The organism is Maribacter sp. MJ134, assembly GCF_003970695.1.
In the GTDB taxonomy this organism is placed as follows: Bacteria; Bacteroidota; Bacteroidia; order Flavobacteriales; family Flavobacteriaceae; genus Maribacter.
Window position 1 is genome coordinate 1,220,672 of record NZ_CP034570.1, and the last position, 15,864, is coordinate 1,236,535.

18 protein-coding genes are annotated in these 15,864 nt (G+C 38.2%); 14 read left to right on the forward strand and 4 right to left on the reverse strand.

Going from position 1 to position 15,864, the window contains the following annotated elements; genetic code table 11:
• Nucleotides 1-176: 176 nt before the first annotated feature.
• The 3 genes from EJ994_RS05390 to EJ994_RS05400 are packed head-to-tail and all read left to right on the forward strand — an operon-like array spanning nt 177 to nt 2,680.
• On the forward strand, nt 177-674 hold the full coding sequence (locus EJ994_RS05390; protein ID WP_126591559.1) for an SRPBCC family protein: 498 nt from the start codon (nt 177-179) through the stop codon (nt 672-674).
• Nucleotides 675-677: 3 nt separating this feature from the next.
• Entirely contained in the window at nt 678-1,370 is a 693-nt protein-coding gene (locus EJ994_RS05395; protein ID WP_126591560.1) for an SDR family NAD(P)-dependent oxidoreductase, read from the forward strand.
• A 2-nt stretch (nt 1,371-1,372) separates the two neighbouring features.
• Nucleotides 1,373-2,680 carry a cryptochrome/photolyase family protein gene (locus EJ994_RS05400; protein WP_126591561.1) on the forward strand — a complete coding sequence of 436 codons (1,308 nt, stop codon included), beginning with the start codon at nt 1,373-1,375 and terminating at the stop codon, nt 2,678-2,680.
• Here EJ994_RS05400 and EJ994_RS05405 read toward each other — a convergent pair.
• Nucleotides 2,677-3,738 carry a DUF6340 family protein gene (locus tag EJ994_RS05405; protein WP_126591562.1) on the reverse strand — a complete coding sequence of 354 codons (1,062 nt, stop codon included), beginning with the start codon at nt 3,736-3,738 and terminating at the stop codon, nt 2,677-2,679. The genes EJ994_RS05400 and EJ994_RS05405 overlap by 4 nt on opposite strands.
• A gap of 280 nt (nt 3,739-4,018) precedes the next feature.
• Here EJ994_RS05405 and EJ994_RS05410 point away from each other — a divergent pair, with 280 nt between their 5' ends.
• From EJ994_RS05410 to EJ994_RS05450, 9 genes are all read left to right on the forward strand, one after another.
• Nucleotides 4,019-5,494 (forward strand): cryptochrome/deoxyribodipyrimidine photo-lyase family protein, encoded by a 1,476-nt coding sequence (locus EJ994_RS05410; protein ID WP_126591563.1) that lies wholly within the window; start codon nt 4,019-4,021, stop codon nt 5,492-5,494.
• 77 nt (nt 5,495-5,571) lie between these two features.
• On the forward strand, nt 5,572-6,999 hold the full coding sequence (locus tag EJ994_RS05415; RefSeq protein WP_126591564.1) for an amidohydrolase: 1,428 nt from the start codon (nt 5,572-5,574) through the stop codon (nt 6,997-6,999).
• 20 nt (nt 7,000-7,019) lie between these two features.
• Nucleotides 7,020-7,187 (forward strand): Lacal_2735 family protein, encoded by a 168-nt coding sequence (locus EJ994_RS05420; protein ID WP_126591565.1) that lies wholly within the window; start codon nt 7,020-7,022, stop codon nt 7,185-7,187.
• Between the two features lie 35 nt (nt 7,188-7,222).
• Nucleotides 7,223-7,708, forward strand: a complete 486-nt coding sequence (locus tag EJ994_RS05425) for a VOC family protein (RefSeq protein WP_241240859.1) — start codon at nt 7,223-7,225, stop codon at nt 7,706-7,708.
• 16 nt (nt 7,709-7,724) lie between these two features.
• Nucleotides 7,725-8,726, forward strand: a complete 1,002-nt coding sequence (locus EJ994_RS05430; RefSeq protein ID WP_126591566.1) for a pirin family protein — start codon at nt 7,725-7,727, stop codon at nt 8,724-8,726.
• Nucleotides 8,727-8,747: 21 nt separating this feature from the next.
• Nucleotides 8,748-9,731, forward strand: a complete 984-nt coding sequence (locus EJ994_RS05435; protein ID WP_126591567.1) for a S41 family peptidase — start codon at nt 8,748-8,750, stop codon at nt 9,729-9,731.
• A gap of 13 nt (nt 9,732-9,744) precedes the next feature.
• On the forward strand, nt 9,745-10,128 hold the full coding sequence (locus EJ994_RS05440; protein ID WP_126591568.1) for an alkyl hydroperoxide reductase: 384 nt from the start codon (nt 9,745-9,747) through the stop codon (nt 10,126-10,128).
• Complete coding sequence (locus EJ994_RS05445; RefSeq protein WP_126591569.1) at nt 10,113-10,496, forward strand: hypothetical protein; 384 nt, start codon at nt 10,113-10,115, stop codon at nt 10,494-10,496. The genes EJ994_RS05440 and EJ994_RS05445 overlap by 16 nt, the downstream gene beginning before the upstream one ends.
• A gap of 6 nt (nt 10,497-10,502) precedes the next feature.
• On the forward strand, nt 10,503-10,919 hold the full coding sequence (locus tag EJ994_RS05450) for a hypothetical protein (protein ID WP_126591570.1): 417 nt from the start codon (nt 10,503-10,505) through the stop codon (nt 10,917-10,919).
• 1 nt (nt 10,920) lies between these two features.
• Here the strand turns inward: EJ994_RS05450 and murA are convergent, their stop codons facing one another.
• The 3 genes from murA to EJ994_RS05465 form a co-directional block, all read right to left on the reverse strand.
• Complete coding sequence (gene murA, locus EJ994_RS05455) at nt 10,921-12,228, reverse strand: UDP-N-acetylglucosamine 1-carboxyvinyltransferase (RefSeq protein ID WP_099574658.1); 1,308 nt, start codon at nt 12,226-12,228, stop codon at nt 10,921-10,923.
• Between the two features lie 16 nt (nt 12,229-12,244).
• Nucleotides 12,245-12,898, reverse strand: a complete 654-nt coding sequence (locus EJ994_RS05460; protein ID WP_126591571.1) for a DUF4290 domain-containing protein — start codon at nt 12,896-12,898, stop codon at nt 12,245-12,247.
• A gap of 84 nt (nt 12,899-12,982) precedes the next feature.
• The gene (locus tag EJ994_RS05465; RefSeq protein WP_099574660.1) at nt 12,983-13,270 is read right to left on the reverse strand and encodes a DUF493 family protein; all 288 of its coding nucleotides are present in this window, start codon (nt 13,268-13,270) and stop codon (nt 12,983-12,985) included.
• Nucleotides 13,271-13,360: 90 nt separating this feature from the next.
• Here EJ994_RS05465 and EJ994_RS05470 point away from each other — a divergent pair, with 90 nt between their 5' ends.
• Nucleotides 13,361-13,921, forward strand: coding sequence for an AAA family ATPase (locus tag EJ994_RS05470; RefSeq protein WP_126591572.1), 561 nt, complete (start codon nt 13,361-13,363; stop codon nt 13,919-13,921).
• 3 nt (nt 13,922-13,924) lie between these two features.
• Nucleotides 13,925-15,817 (forward strand): ATP-dependent DNA helicase RecQ, encoded by a 1,893-nt coding sequence (locus EJ994_RS05475; protein WP_126591573.1) that lies wholly within the window; start codon nt 13,925-13,927, stop codon nt 15,815-15,817.
• Nucleotides 15,818-15,864: the final 47 nt, after the last annotated feature.

The following is a 15,864-nucleotide window of genomic DNA, read 5'->3' on the forward strand; positions in this document are numbered from 1 at the left end:
TTAGTGTTGGTACAAAACTAAAGATAAACCTAGGCTACATTAGTTAAGAAAGTCTTAAATAAGTAAAACCATATGCCTCAACGCATTATGAGAGTCTAGGGTATATATTAGATTTTGTTTAACTAATTATATTTTTTGCTAAACATAAATGAATATATATTTGTGAAAACTTATTTATGAAACTGTATCAGTTACATTCCAAACAAGCCCTACCCATCTCTAAATCCAAAGCATGGGATTTTTTGTCAGACCCAGGTAATCTCAAGGTCATTACTCCAGAACATATGGGGTTTACCATTCTATCGGGTGCAGATAGGCCCATGTTTCCAGGACAGATAATTCAGTACAAAGTATCTCCATTTCCCGGTTATATCACAAAATGGGTTACAGAAATAACTCATGTTAAGGAGGGTGATTATTTCGTAGACGAACAACGTTTCGGTCCCTATGCTTTATGGCATCACAAGCATTTTATCAAGGAAATTAATGGCGGGGTGGAAATGGAAGATATCATAGATTATAAAATTCCTCTTGGTGTTCTAGGACAGATAGCATATCCGATAATTGTTAAAAATCAGTTGAAAAAAATTTTTGAATTTAGAGAAAAAAAGCTAATCGAGTTATTCGGAACCGTTGAGGGTGCACCGAAAACGATAACATATAAATCATTTTAGACTATGAAGAAAAATATACTTTTAATAGGAGGTTCACATGGCATAGGACATGCCTTGGCTAAAAAATTGCAAAACAATAATAATGTTTACATTGCCTCACGTACTAAAGAAGAGCTAGATGACTTAGAGGTAACTCATATTCCCTTTGACGCTACAACGGATGAGTTGGATATGACCCAGATGCCTGATGAAATCCATAGTTTCGTGTACTGCCCGGGAAGTATAAATCTAAAACCATTTAAAATGATGAGTTTAGATACCTTTGAGGAAGATATGCACCTAAATTTTTTTAGTATGGTGCGCGTTGTAAAAACCATCATTGGTAAAATGGCGGAAGGCGGCAGCATGGTTTTTTTCAGTACCGTAGCCGTAGGAACAGGAATGCCTTTCCACACTAGTGTGGCTGCGGCAAAGGGAGCCATAGAAGGATTTGCAAAATCCATGGCTGCCGAGTACGCACCAAAGTTGCGGGTAAACGTAGTGGCACCTTCCTTAGTCAATACTCCTTTAGCAGGGCGTCTTTTGAATAATGACAAAAAAGTTGAAATGATGTCTCAGCGTCATCCGCTTAAAAGAGTGGGAACTCCTGAGGACATTGCAAATATTGCCTTATTTTTACTGAGTGATGATAGCACCTGGATGACCGGTCAAATCGTGGGAGTTGATGGCGGAATGTCTACCTTGAATATTTCCTAAATATGAGTAAAGAAGTTTCAGTTTTTTGGTTTAGAAGAGACTTGCGTCTTGATGACAATATTGGTTTTTTGCAGGCACTTAAAAGTGACTATCCAGTGTTACCAATATTCATTTTTGATACTGAAATTTTAGATAAACTGTCTAAAGACGACCCCCGTGTAAATTTTATACATGAGACACTCCAGAGTATGAAAGAAGATTTGCAGGAGAATGACGATAGTTCTATTGCGCTATACCATGGCAAACCTCAAGAGGTGTTCAAGAATCTTATCGAGGAATACGATATTAAAGGCGTTTTTACGAATCACGATTACGAGCCATATGCTAAAAAGCGCGATGAAGAGATAAAAAATTTTCTTGATGAACATGACATTTCATTTCATACTTTCAAAGACCAAGTGATTTTTGAGAAAAGTGAGGTCGTAAAAGATGATGGAGAACCGTATGTGGTCTACACACCTTATAAGAATAAATGGAAATCCCAGTTCAACGCAGACCACTTAACGGTACATTATACAAGTCAATACAGGAGTAATCTCATCAAACACTCAAGGCTACCGAACCTTTCTTTATCCGACATGGGTTTTGAAACCTCAAAGATAAAAGTCCCTGCATATACCGTAACCCCTACTCTAATTAATAATTACGAAGATACACGCAATTACCCCGCAATAGAAAACGGAACTTCAAGACTTGGTCCACATCTAAGATTCGGAACAGTATCGGTACGTAAAATGATGAAAAAAGCTATTGCCGAAGAAAATGAAATCTTTTGGAGCGAACTTATTTGGCGGGAATTCTTTATGCAGATTCTATGGCATTTTCCCCACACCCGAAACAAAGCGTTTCGCTCAAAATATGACCGCATAGAATGGCGGAACAATGAAGATGAATTTGAAAAATGGAAAAATGGGATGACGGGCTATGCACTGGTAGATGCAGGAATGCGAGAGCTCAATACCACTGGGTATATGCACAACCGCGTGCGTATGTTGGTGGCCAGTTTCTTATGCAAACATCTACTAATTGACTGGCGCTGGGGCGAAACCTATTTTGCTGAAAAACTACTGGACTATGACATGAGTGCCAATGTTGGTAATTGGCAATGGGCAGCAGGTAGCGGTGTAGATGCTGCTCCGTATTTTAGAATTTTCAATCCCATGACACAGATTGATAAGTTTGATAAGCAAAGGGAATACATTAATAAGTGGGTTCCAGAATTACAGGAATTAAGTTACCCGGATAAGATGGTAGACCATAAAATGGCACGAGAGCGCTGTTTAAAAACCTACAAGGAAGCCGTGAGCTAGTCAAAATTTAGACTTGATAACTGATTGTTCAATTGCCTTTGGTCAACAACTCTTCTTTTTAGAATATTTACGTAGCCCAGCGCCATATTATTACCATAATCGGAATAGGCCTTGGAGGCCCATTCAATGGCTTTCTCTAAATTACCGTTTATCTCATTTATAATAGCCATATTGTAGTAGGCACGTCCGGCTACTTTCATTTTGGGATGGTTAATTTCACGTTCCCATAAATCGGCAGCACCATTCCAATCTCCAGTTTGCGCCCTTCTTCTGGCTATAGAAAAGTTATCCGTACCACGAACAAAATAATCCCTTGCCACTCTCCTTCTTAACGGTTTTGTCTGCAAACCGTACTGGTTACCTAAATTGCTGCTAATTTCTTGTACGCCCTCTTTTCTGCCGATTACAGCTTTAATGGCTTTAACTGGATTTATCCCTGCGCCCCTTGAAGTTAAATAGTTCTTAGAAACGTACTCGTCCAAAAGCGCACTCCCCACAGGGTCATAAACGCGCCAACCGTTCTTTATGACTGTATTCAATTGCACCTTATGTCCAGGGACCTTAGCGTCTATTCCTAAATTATTAGGTATGGTAACCATACTCAATTCGTAATCTGCCGCCGTATCCGTATCATAAAACTCTAATGAAAATAAGATATCTACATCATACTCTTTACAAATCTGTTCCACGGTATCCCAAGGGAGTGCAGCCGGAAATACTCCAAGACCTTTTCGTTGAGAATCGATAGCTGTTATTATTTCAACTTTGTCAAAACGTTCTCCTCTAGTCAATTCGTCGGCCAATCCTCTAATGGCTGCCTCGGCGCCTTCCTTGTCTAAATTTTTTCCCTCTAAGGATAATATTTTATCTATTTCATCAACTACCTTATTTCCTTCGGAGGGAATACTTCTATTAATAATTCCGATTTTAGTAATATCGGAATCCAAAGGAATTCTAGCTGGTTCCGTAACCCCCATGGTTAAACGATTGGTAGCACTACAAGCTCCTAAAAATAAAAGCAAAGCAATGAGCGTAAATAACTGAAATAGATTTTTCATGACACCAAATAATTAACTGTAATTAATTGAATACTAACGGATAATACATCGATAAATTGTAATCACGAGTAGTAATAAAACCCTTACCTCCTAGAGAAACAGGCATTAATCATGGTGTTCGCTGATTTGCCCAATACGCAATTATAATTCAGGGATAGGAAAAAAAGAACTTTTAAAGAGCTTCTTTCTTGTAACCTATCATAGTATATTTATACAAAGTTATGGTCCTTTGTATAAACCATCGACCAAATTCCTTAAGTCGCATAAAAGTTGAATTATTATGGTAGTTGTTTGGTTCAAAAGAGATTTAAGGCTATTGGACCACGAACCGCTCGTCAAGGCCATTAATACAGGACTACCTATACTTTTGCTATATAGTTTTGAACCTCTTTGGACACAGGATGCCCATTACAGCAGCAAACATATCAACTTCATTAAGCAAAGCCTCCAAGGTTTACAACGCCAACTAGGTTTCTATAACACTAAGATTTTGGTTTTGCACACACCCATTTTAGACACATTTAAAGCCCTGCATCAACAAACCAAAATTGAACGATTATTTTCATATCAAGAGACAGGAATGCGTATTACGTACGACCGCGATATTGCCGTATCAAAATGGTGTAAGGCAAATGAGATTCATTGGGAGGAAAGTACTCAAAACGGTGTTTTTAGAGGAAGACGAGATAGAAAAAAATGGAAAGAGGATTGGGTTTCTTTTATTAATGCAAATATATTTAAGCCCGATATGGAAGTGGGTACATTCTATAGCATCGCTCAGATTGATGACTTGATAGCAAAACATTTTACTCCCGTCTCTTTAATAACACCCGCCAACTCAAAAATTCAAAAAGGAGGTACTGAATATGCCGTGAAATATCTGGATTCTTTCTTAAAAGAACGTATTAAAGGGTACAACTATAATTACTCAAAACCAGCTACATCAAGGCTTTATAGTAGTAGACTATCGCCATATCTGGCCTGGGGTAATCTGTCCACACGGCAGGTATGCCAATACGCCGCAGGACATAAAAGGAGGACGGAAAACAAACGTAATCTAAGTTCTTTTCTTTCACGTATGCGATGGCAGGCACACTTTATTCAAAAATTTGAAATGGAGGGTGAGATGGAGTTCAGAAGTCTTAACAAGGGGTACCATCAACTAGAAAAGGAAAGAAAACCCCACTTACAAAAAGCGTGGCGAGAAGGCAAAACAGGGGTGCCATTAATTGATGCAGCAATGCGCTGTTTAATGGAAACAGGATTTATAAACTTTAGGTTACGTGCCATGCTGGCGTCTTTTTTCACGCATCTGCTCTGGCAACCTTGGCAAGATTGTACGGAACATTTGGCCAAAAATTTTCTTGACTTTGAACCGGGAATACATTTTCCGCAATTGAATATGCAATCTGGAGAAACAGGTGTTAATACTATTCGTATTTATAACCCTATAAAAAATAGTCTAGAACACGATTCAGAGGGTGTTTTTATTAAAAAATGGGTACCTGAATTGAAGGACCTTCCCGTAGCATACCTACATGAACCATGGAAAATTCCATTAATGGAACAGGGGTTTTTAGGTTTCACTATCGGAAAAGACTATCCAGAACCTATCGTTTGTTTAAAAACGATGCGAAAATTTGCCGGAGATGCATTGTATGCGTTCAAAAAAAATAAAAAAACCCAAATAGAGAGTAAAAGAATCGTTAAAAAGCATACTCTCCCAGGAAGACCGGTTTGGGATGAACACAGCTAAGAATTCGGTACATATTTAGAACTACTTTGATTATCTTTAGGTGCACTATAAATTGTGGTAACCAAAAAACCTAAAGAATGAAAAACACTGTTTTAACCACCTTGATTTTATTATCCTGCTTCGTTGCTACAGGACAAAAATTATCTAAAAACAAGAAGGCTATTATTGCTTCTGTCGAAAATCACAAAAACGAACTCATTAGAATAAGTGATTCTATTTGGGCATTGGCAGAAACAGCTTTCAATGAAAAAGGTTCTTCTAAAATTTTGGCGGATTATGCGGAAAAAAATGGACTTAAAGTCACCCGTGGCGTTGCCGATATCCCGACCGCTTTTACCGCTACCTATGGTTCTGGAAAGCCAGTTATAAGCATACTGGGGGAGTTTGATGCGCTTCCTGGTATATCACAGAAAACCACGCCTGTAAAAGAACCTTATAAAGAAGGTGCAGCGGGTCATGGTTGCGGTCATAACATGTTCGGCACATCAAGTCTTGGTGCTGCCATTGCGATAAAAGAGTTGATGGATGCAGGTGAAATAAAAGGTACGGTTAAATTTCTAGGAACTCCGGCGGAAGAAAAATACTTTGCTAAGGTCTGGATGGTAAAAGCAGGGCTTTGGGACGATGTAGACGTAAATATTAGTTGGCACCCTTCAGCAGGTATTGAGGCGGATGTACAAAGCGGTCTTTCGCTAATTGATTTTATAGTAGAGTTCTATGGACAAACTGCTCATGCCTCCGCGGATCCATGGAACGGAAAAAGTGCTTCCGATGCCTTAGAGCTTTATACTACAGGAATCAACTACTATAGAGAACATATACTTCCAAGTTCTAGAATACACTATCATATTCAGGATGGCGGACAGGTAGTGAACGTTGTACCGGACTATGCTAAACTTTGGGTCCGTGTACGCGACCCAAAACGTAAGATAATGTTACCCACTTATGAGCGAGTAAAGGAAATGGCGGAAGGTGCCGCCATTATGGCGGATGTAGATTATAAAATCTCCTTGGTTTCTGGTATCTATGAAACCTTGGTGAACCGCTCTGGAGGTGAAATTATGCAGGCGAATTTAGAATTATTGGGTCCTATCACCTACACCGAAGAAGAAACGGCATTTGGCAAAGCCATACAAAAGGCTACAGGAAAACCAGAAGTGGGTATGGACAGTAAAATATATCCTTTAAAAGAGACCGAGGAAACTCCAGGTGGCGGTTCAACTGATGTTGGTGATGTTAGTTGGAATGTTCCCAACATTAACCTTGGGGTAACCGTAGCTCCTAAAGATACTCCATGGCACTCTTGGGCAGTGGTCGCCTGTGGCGGAATGTCCATAGGCCATAAAGGAATGGTATATGCCGCTAAAGCAATGGGTATGACCATGTTGGATTTGTTTGAAAATCCAAAAATGGTGACAAAAGTGAAAGAGGAGTTTAAGACTAGAAAAGGAGATGAAGTTTACGAACCAATGATTGATGGTCCTGCACCAATCAATGGAAATTAATTAATTATAAAAAAATAGCTATGTTCGGATTGTTTAAAAAGAAATCAGAAAAAGAGAAATTAGAAGAAAAATATAAAAAACTAATGAAGGAAGCCTTTGATCTTTCGAAGAGCAATCGCTCCGCTAGTGATGGTAAATATGCCGAAGCGGACAAAGTTCAAAAAGAAATAGACGCCTTAGAAAAATAACTACATCGGCCATTTACCTTTTAGATAAAACATTTATGAAAAAAATCAGCGTACTTATTACCCTAATTTTTAGTCTCACTGCTTCGGCACAGTCTTTTGACTTCAAAATAGACCATTTTGCGATTGTTGTAGACGATGTAGATAAGAGCGCAGAATTTTATGGTACTATTTTAAAATTAGTAGAAACCCCGCATCCGGATAAAAAACCAGGATTTCGATGGTTTACTATAAGTGGAAAATCTCAGATACATCTTATTCAAAAGGAATTCGCTCCCTTTGAAAAAAATAAGTCTATGCATCTATGCTTGGCGACGCAAGATTTAGATAGCGTTATAGGCAATCTTAAAAGGAACAATATCAAATTTTGGGATTGGCCCGGGAAAGAGAACGCGATTACCACGAGGACAGATGGAGTACAACAAATTTATATTCAAGACCCAGATGAGAGTATTGGATTGAAATTAATACCGCCCAACATTAAACTCAATATTGAAAAACGGAAGTTACAAGTATTAAATTGATTTTTGAACTTAAAATATGAGTAGTCCCATTCAACAAATTTTTCGACTAGGTTTTCCTTGGCAAACGCAAGATCCATTTTTATTCTGTGTTTATCATTTGGACCACTATCCCAGGGGCAATGGCGAAATGGGACCAGACGCCTCTTTGGAAGGTAGAGATTTAGGAAACGATTTTACATTGAAAGATGGCTGGCGCATGTATCATGGAGAAAGCATTCCAGGCTTTCCCGCACATCCTCACCGAGGTTTTGAGACCATTACCATTGTCAACAAAGGTTTTTGTGACCATTCCGATTCTCTAGGTGCCGCCGGAAGATTTGGCCAAGGCGATGTACAATGGATGACCGCTGGAAGCGGAGTACAACATTCCGAAATGTTTCCACTATTGAACACCGAGAAAGATAATACGCTAGAGCTATTTCAGATATGGCTTAACCTGCCAAAAGCAAATAAATTTGTGCCGCCGCATTTTAAGATGTTATGGCACGAAGACATTCCTGTTTTACAGCAAGAAGGTGTTCGTATAAAAGTGATTGCAGGCAGTTTTAAAGATACTGACGCCCCTGAGCCTGCGCCAGATTCTTGGGCCGCTACAACAACGAATGAAGTCGCCATCTGGAATATTCATATCGAGTCTGGAAGCAATTTTATTTTGCCAAAAGCTTCTCAGGATCTAAGTCGCACCTTATATTTTTATGAAGGGGAAGCGATTGAGATAGATAATCAAAAAATAATGCCAAATCACGGTATTCAATTGAATTCAGTTGAGGATGTCATTATTGGCGCTAAGACCAAAACGGCTTCTCTCCTGCTTTTACAAGGGAAACCAATAGCGGAACCAGTGGCCAAATATGGTCCTTTTGTAATGAATTCCGATGATGAAATACAAAAAGCGATGCAAGAATACCAATTGACACAATTTGGCGGTTGGCCTTGGCGCTACCCAGATAATGTACACGAAGTAGACAAAGGCAGGTTTGCTAAATATCCTGATGGTACTTTAGTGGAAAAATCATAACTTAAATTAAACGACGGAATTATGTTTCAAAAGAACTTCTCATTTATAATAACCTTACTTCTTTTATTCTCATGCGGTGATAATAATGAAGATATTATTGAAGAAGATGTCATATCGGTTTCGGCAGTTAACTTTATAAATGAAATTATAGACATAATGGAGTTTAACTCATTAAATCGTAATGGGATTGATTGGTCAGATTTTAGAAGTCAAGTTTTTGAAGCGGCCGGACAAGCCCAAAGTATAGAAGAAGTTTATAATTCTGGCGCCATAAAAAAAGCATTGTCACTCTTAGATGACAACCATAGTTTTATCTCAAGAGAAAATGGTCAGTTTATTTCGGCATCCACCGCAGTTTGCCCTTTAGTTCAACCATCAAGACCTGATATTCCCGAGGATATCGGTTATATCTTTATCCGAGGTTTCAGCAGTTCAAATGAAGAGGAAATTATTGCTTTTGCACAGGGGTTACAAGATGTCATTAGAGATAAAGACAGTTCTAACCTGAAAGGTTGGATTGTTGATTTACGAGTAAACACTGGAGGTAACATGTGGCCAATGCTAGCAGGAATTGGTCCTATTTTGGGCGAAGGAATTGCTGGTTATTTCATTGGGGCTAATGGTGATGAAACTTCATGGGAATTTTCACAAGGAAAAGCTATTAGTGGATTTAATACCATCATTGATATCCAAGATTCATATAATCTAATTAACCCAAATCCCAAAGTTGCAGTTCTCTTGGACAACGCTACTGCTAGCTCAGGTGAGGTAATGGCTATTTCCTTCATAAATAGAGACAATAGTGCCTCCTTTGGGACGTCTACTTGCGGATTGTCTACTGGTAATACTAGCTTCTCATTAAGCGACAATTCAAATTTATTACTTACCACAGTAGTATTAGCTGACCGTCAAAAAAATACTTTTGGTGATAGAATAATCCCAAACTTTGAAGCCAGTGAAGATGAAATAATAGCCCGTGCAATTGAGTATATTAGGAATGATTAAATTTGATGTGACAATGAAACTCACCTTGAAACTTGCCGCGGTATACAATATATTATGGGGTGCATGGGTAGTACTTTTTCCTAATCACTTTTTTGACATTGTAGGTATGGAACCTTTAAATCATCCTATGGTATGGCAAGGAATGGGAATGGTAATTGGCGTATACGGCCTAGGTTACTGGTGGGCTTCCTATGACCCCTTGAGACATTGGCCCATTGTAGCGGTAGGTTTTCTTGGAAAAATTTTTGGTCCTCTTGGCTTCTTGTTCAACTACCTGCAAGATATTGTCCCGTTTGAATTTGTTTACACCTTAATAACCAACGATTTTATATGGTGGATTCCCTTCTTTCTTATTCTAAAAAAAGTACACTACGAGTATAAATGGAAGCTGACCTGAGTAAAAAAGCCATTACTACTACGTTGGCCGTATTTTATATTAGTGCAGGTTTATATCACTTCATAAATCCTTCCTTTTATTTAAAACTTATCCCCAATTACCTGCCCCAACCTTATCTTATAAATTATACCGTTGGCGGTATAGAATTAATTTTAGGCTGTATAGTCTTATCTTCTAAATATAGAAAGTTCGCTTGTTACACCATTATATTATTATTAATAGTATTGATACCTTCCCATATCTTTTTTATAGCACAGGGCTCTTGTGTTAAAGATGGATTGTGTGTTCCCGAATGGGTTTCTTGGGGTAGACTACTCTTAATTCATCCCTTACTCATGTATTGGGCCTATGCTGTTTCAAAAATTTAAATCGTTATGACCGTAAACTTGATAAGAATGTTAAGTGATTTTGGATTGGTAGTACTCATTTGGATGGTACAACTCATCATTTATCCAAGCTTTGCACGTTACACACATGAAAACTTGCTTTCTTGGCACAGGATATACACCAAAAGATTAGCAAGTATTGTCATACCCTTAATGTTCACCCAAGCATTTGTGGTAGCTTATCAACTATATAAAACTCAAGAATTTTTTACCTATTGTAGTGCAGTTCTAGTGGTATTGGTCTGGTTATCGACCTTCACGCAATTCGTACCACTGCACAACAATATTTCAAAAGGTGAAAAAGTAGCGGATTCCGTCGAAAAACTGATACAACGTAACTGGATTAGAACTGCCCTATGGACATTGCTATTTATGCTCTCTCTTTGGAATAATATTCTTAAATAATTTAGAGTCTCGTAATTTTAGCACCAATAGCACGCAAACGTTCGTCTATATTTTCATAACCTCGGTCTATTTGCTCAATATTATGGATGGTAGAAGTGCCTTTTGCGGAAAGTGCAGCTATCAATAATGATACTCCTGCCCTTATGTCCGGCGAAGTCATGGTCGTCGCCTTTAGACTAGATTTAAAATCATGTCCCATGACCGCAGCTCTATGCGGATCACAAAGAATAATCTTAGCACCCATGTCCAACAATTTATCCACAAAGAACAATCGGCTCTCGAACATTTTTTGATGTATGACCACTTCTCCCCTAGCCTGCGTGGACATTACGAGAATAATACTTAATAAATCTGGCGTTAATCCAGGCCAAGGTGCATCTGCGATAGTTAAGATAGAACCATCTATATAGTTTTGTATCTCATATCCGTCTTTATGCTCGGGAATATAAATATCATCACCTTTTCGTTCTAGCTGAATTCCCAGCTTTTTAAAAACCGTGGGTATTTGTCCCAAATCGTCCCAGCTTACATTTTTGATGGTAAGTTCGCTCTTTGTCATTGCAGCAAGACCTATCCAGCTACCAATTTCAATCATGTCGGGAAGCATCGTGTGTTCCGTACCACCTAATTCTTTAACACCATCTATCACCAAAAGATTGGAGCCAACACCGGAAATTTTAGCTCCCATACGGTTCAGCATCTTACAGAGCTGCTGTAAGTAGGGCTCACAGGCCGCATTATAAATAGTCGTCTGCCCTTCCGCCAGTACGGCCGCCATAACAATATTAGCGGTCCCGGTTACCGAAGCCTCATCTAAAAGCATGTAAGTTCCTTTTAGTTTTTTAGCTTCCACTCCGTAGAAATATTCTTCACGATTGTACCTGAATTTAGCGCCTAGTTTGATAAAACCTTCAAAGTGGGTATCTAGCCTGCGCCTACCAATTTTGTCTCCACCGGGCTTCGGAATGTATCCCTTACCAAATCTTGCCAATAAAGGCCCAACCAACATTATAGAACCTCTAAGTCCTCTTCCGTCTTTCTTAAACTGATCGGATTGCAGATAATCTAAGTTGATGTCGTCCGCTTTAAACGTATAAGAACCTTTGCCTTTTTTCTGAATCTTAACGCCCAAATCCTCTAAAAGGGCAATAAGCTTGTTCACATCTACGATATCCGGTATGTTATGTATGTATACCTTTTCCGGAGTAAGAAGTACTGCACAAAGGATTTGTAAAGCTTCGTTTTTGGCCCCTTGAGGCGTTATTTCACCTGAAAGTTGGTGACCACCTTCTATTCTGAATGTTCCCATCTATATTAGAAGAGATTTAGTAGCGTTTTTTACCGCGATTATTATTTCTTTGATTTTTCTTATTGGAGCTAGACCTTGGATTTTTGGCTACTCTATTTTTTAGGAACTGTCCACTATCGGTAAGGCTTTCACCATCGGCAGCCAAATCAATTTGGCCATCGCTAAGTTCAAAAAGATGTTTAAAAATGGTAGAATCATCGACCACGTCCTTGTTCCAGTTCAGGTAGCACTTTTTCATGTGATTGGCAATCGTATATTCCAATCCTGAACGCTTATCGCCTTTTTCCCAACTCACTGCAACATCAATCATTCTTTTGATGTTATTCCCGTAAAAACGATATTTCGGAAAATTTTGAGGATACTCCAAAGGCTCTGGCCTTTGACGTAATACTTCCTTAGAGGTTATAGGAAAAGGAGACTCTACATCCAATTTAAAATCGGACATAATAAATAACTGATCCCACAATTTGTGTTGAAAATCTGGAACATCCCTTAGATGGGGTTGTAGGTTTCCCATTACACTGATAATGGATTGAGCAATCTTGTTTCTTTCTACAGGGTCGGCTATTGAGACCGCATGGTCTACCATCTTTTGAAAATGACGACCGTATTCCGGAATAATCAAATGTGGACGCTCCGTATTATATTCTAGGTGTTCTACTAAATCCAAATTGGGAATTTTTACTTTAAAATTGTTTGAAGAAATATTCTAATAACGTACGCAAATTAAGAAAATTATAGCTGAAATACTATTTTACAAGGAGATTACCCCCTCTATTGCGCCTACTTCCTTATATTTTTGGATTACTTGATCAGGGTTTTCAAGATTTACCGTAATGGATACACTCGTGTATTTCCCTTTTTTTGATTTTTTAGATTCGATAACCGCTCCCGTATTATCAAAAATTTTGTGTATTTGTTTGATTTTATCTTCATCAGAAGCAACAATGAACTTGTAGAGATAGTTAGAAGGCCACGAACTACTGTCTAATAACTGCTCCTTTAAACGTGTATAAAATTCCTCTGTATTCTTATCGGCCATTATATCAATTTTAAGTGCAAAGATAAGAGGAATCCACTAGTTTTTAAATGCTATAGGGTTTGTCTATTTTTGTAGCTATAAATAAAGAATTTGGAGCAAAAGAGAATCGTAATAACGGGTGGTCCTGGAACGGGAAAAACCGTAATCATAAATGCCCTTGAATCTTCTGGACATTATTGTTTTCATGAAATCATACGTAGTATGACGCTTGAAGCTAAAAAAGATTTTAATCTAGATACACCGGGCACCAACCCAATTGCTTTTGTAGATGATTCAAAATCATTCAATTTTAATCTTCTCCATGGAAGGCTAAATCAATATAATAAGGCTAAAGAACTAGATAGAGAACTAGTTTTTTACGATAGAGGAATGCCGGATGTGCTAGCTTATATGGATTATTTTGACCAGTCTTATGAACAAGATTTTACTCAGATATGTCAGCAGAACAGGTACGACCAAATCTTTATCTTACCACCGTGGCGAGAAATATACATTCAAGACAATGAGCGGTTAGAGAATTATGCACAGGCTACCGAAATACACCATCACCTTGAGAAAACATACACGGCCTTAGGGTATGATATTATTGAAGTCCCCTTTGCCAGTATAGCCGAAAGGATGAATTTTATTCTCCATAACATCCAAAAATAGATCATGGACAACAGCCCAGAAGCAGTTCTTGAGAAATATTGGGGTTTTAAACAGTTCAAGGGTTCGCAAAAAACACTTATAAATGCGGCCTTGAATGGTGAAGACGTTCTAGGGCTCTTACCCACTGGAGGTGGGAAATCTATCTGTTTTCAGGTTCCTGCAATGATGAGAGAAGGTATATGCATTGTTATTTCCCCTCTAATTGCTTTAATTCAAAATCAGGTAGAAGGACTCAAAAATTTAGGAATAAAGGCCATTGGATTAACCGGAGGGCTACGTAAAGAGGAAGTAGGAGTATTATTGGATAATTGTAGATACGGAAATTACAAGTTCCTTTATCTATCGCCAGAACGCCTCTCGCAAGAACGTGTACAACAACGTATTGCCCAGATGACAGTAAATCTACTCGTTGTAGATGAGGCCCATTGTATATCTCAATGGGGTCACGATTTTAGACCAGCTTACTTAACATGTAATACTTTGCGAACCCTACAGCCTACGGTTCCGATGATGGCGCTAACAGCAACAGCCACTTCTAGGGTAGCCAAGGATATTATCGAAAAGCTTGAATTGATTAATCCTTTGATACAGAAAGACTCTTTTTCAAGAAAGAATATCGCTTTCAAAGTTATTTTAGAAGAAGATAAAAAGTATAGGTTGAGACAATATTGTGCTGCGATTAAAAGCAGTGGTATAGTCTATGTAAGAACTAGAAGACTGGCGGAAGAGATTTCCGGACATCTTGCTGAACATAAAATCTCAGCAACTTTTTATCATGGAGGTATTCCTCAAAAAGAGAAGAAAGAGAAGCTAGAAAAATGGGTGAAAAATGAGGTGAAAATCATGGTGGCCACCAATGCTTTTGGAATGGGAATAGACAAACCGGACGTTTCATTAGTATTGCATTATCAAATACCGGATTGTATAGAGAATTATTTCCAAGAAGCTGGTAGAGCAGGCAGAAACGGCGACAGTGCCAATGCTATTTTAATTACGAATGACAATGATAAGGAACAGGTGAAAAATCAGTTTTTAAGTACACTTCCAGACGTTGCTTTTGTAAAGTTGGTGTACAAGAAACTTAGCAACTATTTTCAAATTGCTTATGGAGAACTCAATACTGAAACCCACCAACTAAATTTTAATGATTTCTGCGCTATCTACAAACTTAATACCTTACTCGCCTACAATGCTCTTAATATTCTTGACAGAAACTCTGTTATCTCTTTGACAACGGCATTTTCAAGAAAATCTACTATTCAATTTATAGTGGACAAGGATACACTTTTTGATTATTTAAAAAAGAATACGTCCATCTCAGAAATTATAAGAACCATTTTAAGGACCTATGGAGGTATTTTTGAGCACGAAATAAGTGTAAATACAATATTACTATCAAAAAAACTACAGGTCAGCGAGCAGAAAGTATTACGTGTTCTAGAAAGAATTTCAGAAGACGGACTCATCTCATATAAGGGAAAACACAATGACCTGGAGATTTCTTTTTTAGTGCCACGAGAAGATGACCTAACTATAAATAAATTTGCGGGAAGTTTAAAAGAACAGAATGCCCTTAAAACCTATCATGTACACCAGATGTTGACTTACATTGACAATAGAAGGACTTGTAGAAGTATACAGTTACTACAATACTTTGGGGAAAAAACAACGCATCCCTGCGGACTATGCGATGTTTGTTTAGGAGATGAAAACGGACAGGATTTATCAAAGCGCGTGCAAAAGGACATTCTAACTATCTTGAACTCGAACCCCGCATCATCTAGGACTATGCAAACATCATTAAATGTAGAGTCAGAAATTATCTTAGCTGTACTAAAAGAATTACTGGAAGATGGAAAAATTAAACTGAATTCAAAAAATCAATATACGGTTTAAAAGTTTGTAAATCCTTCATGGGAACAATACTCTAGGCAAATCGGATA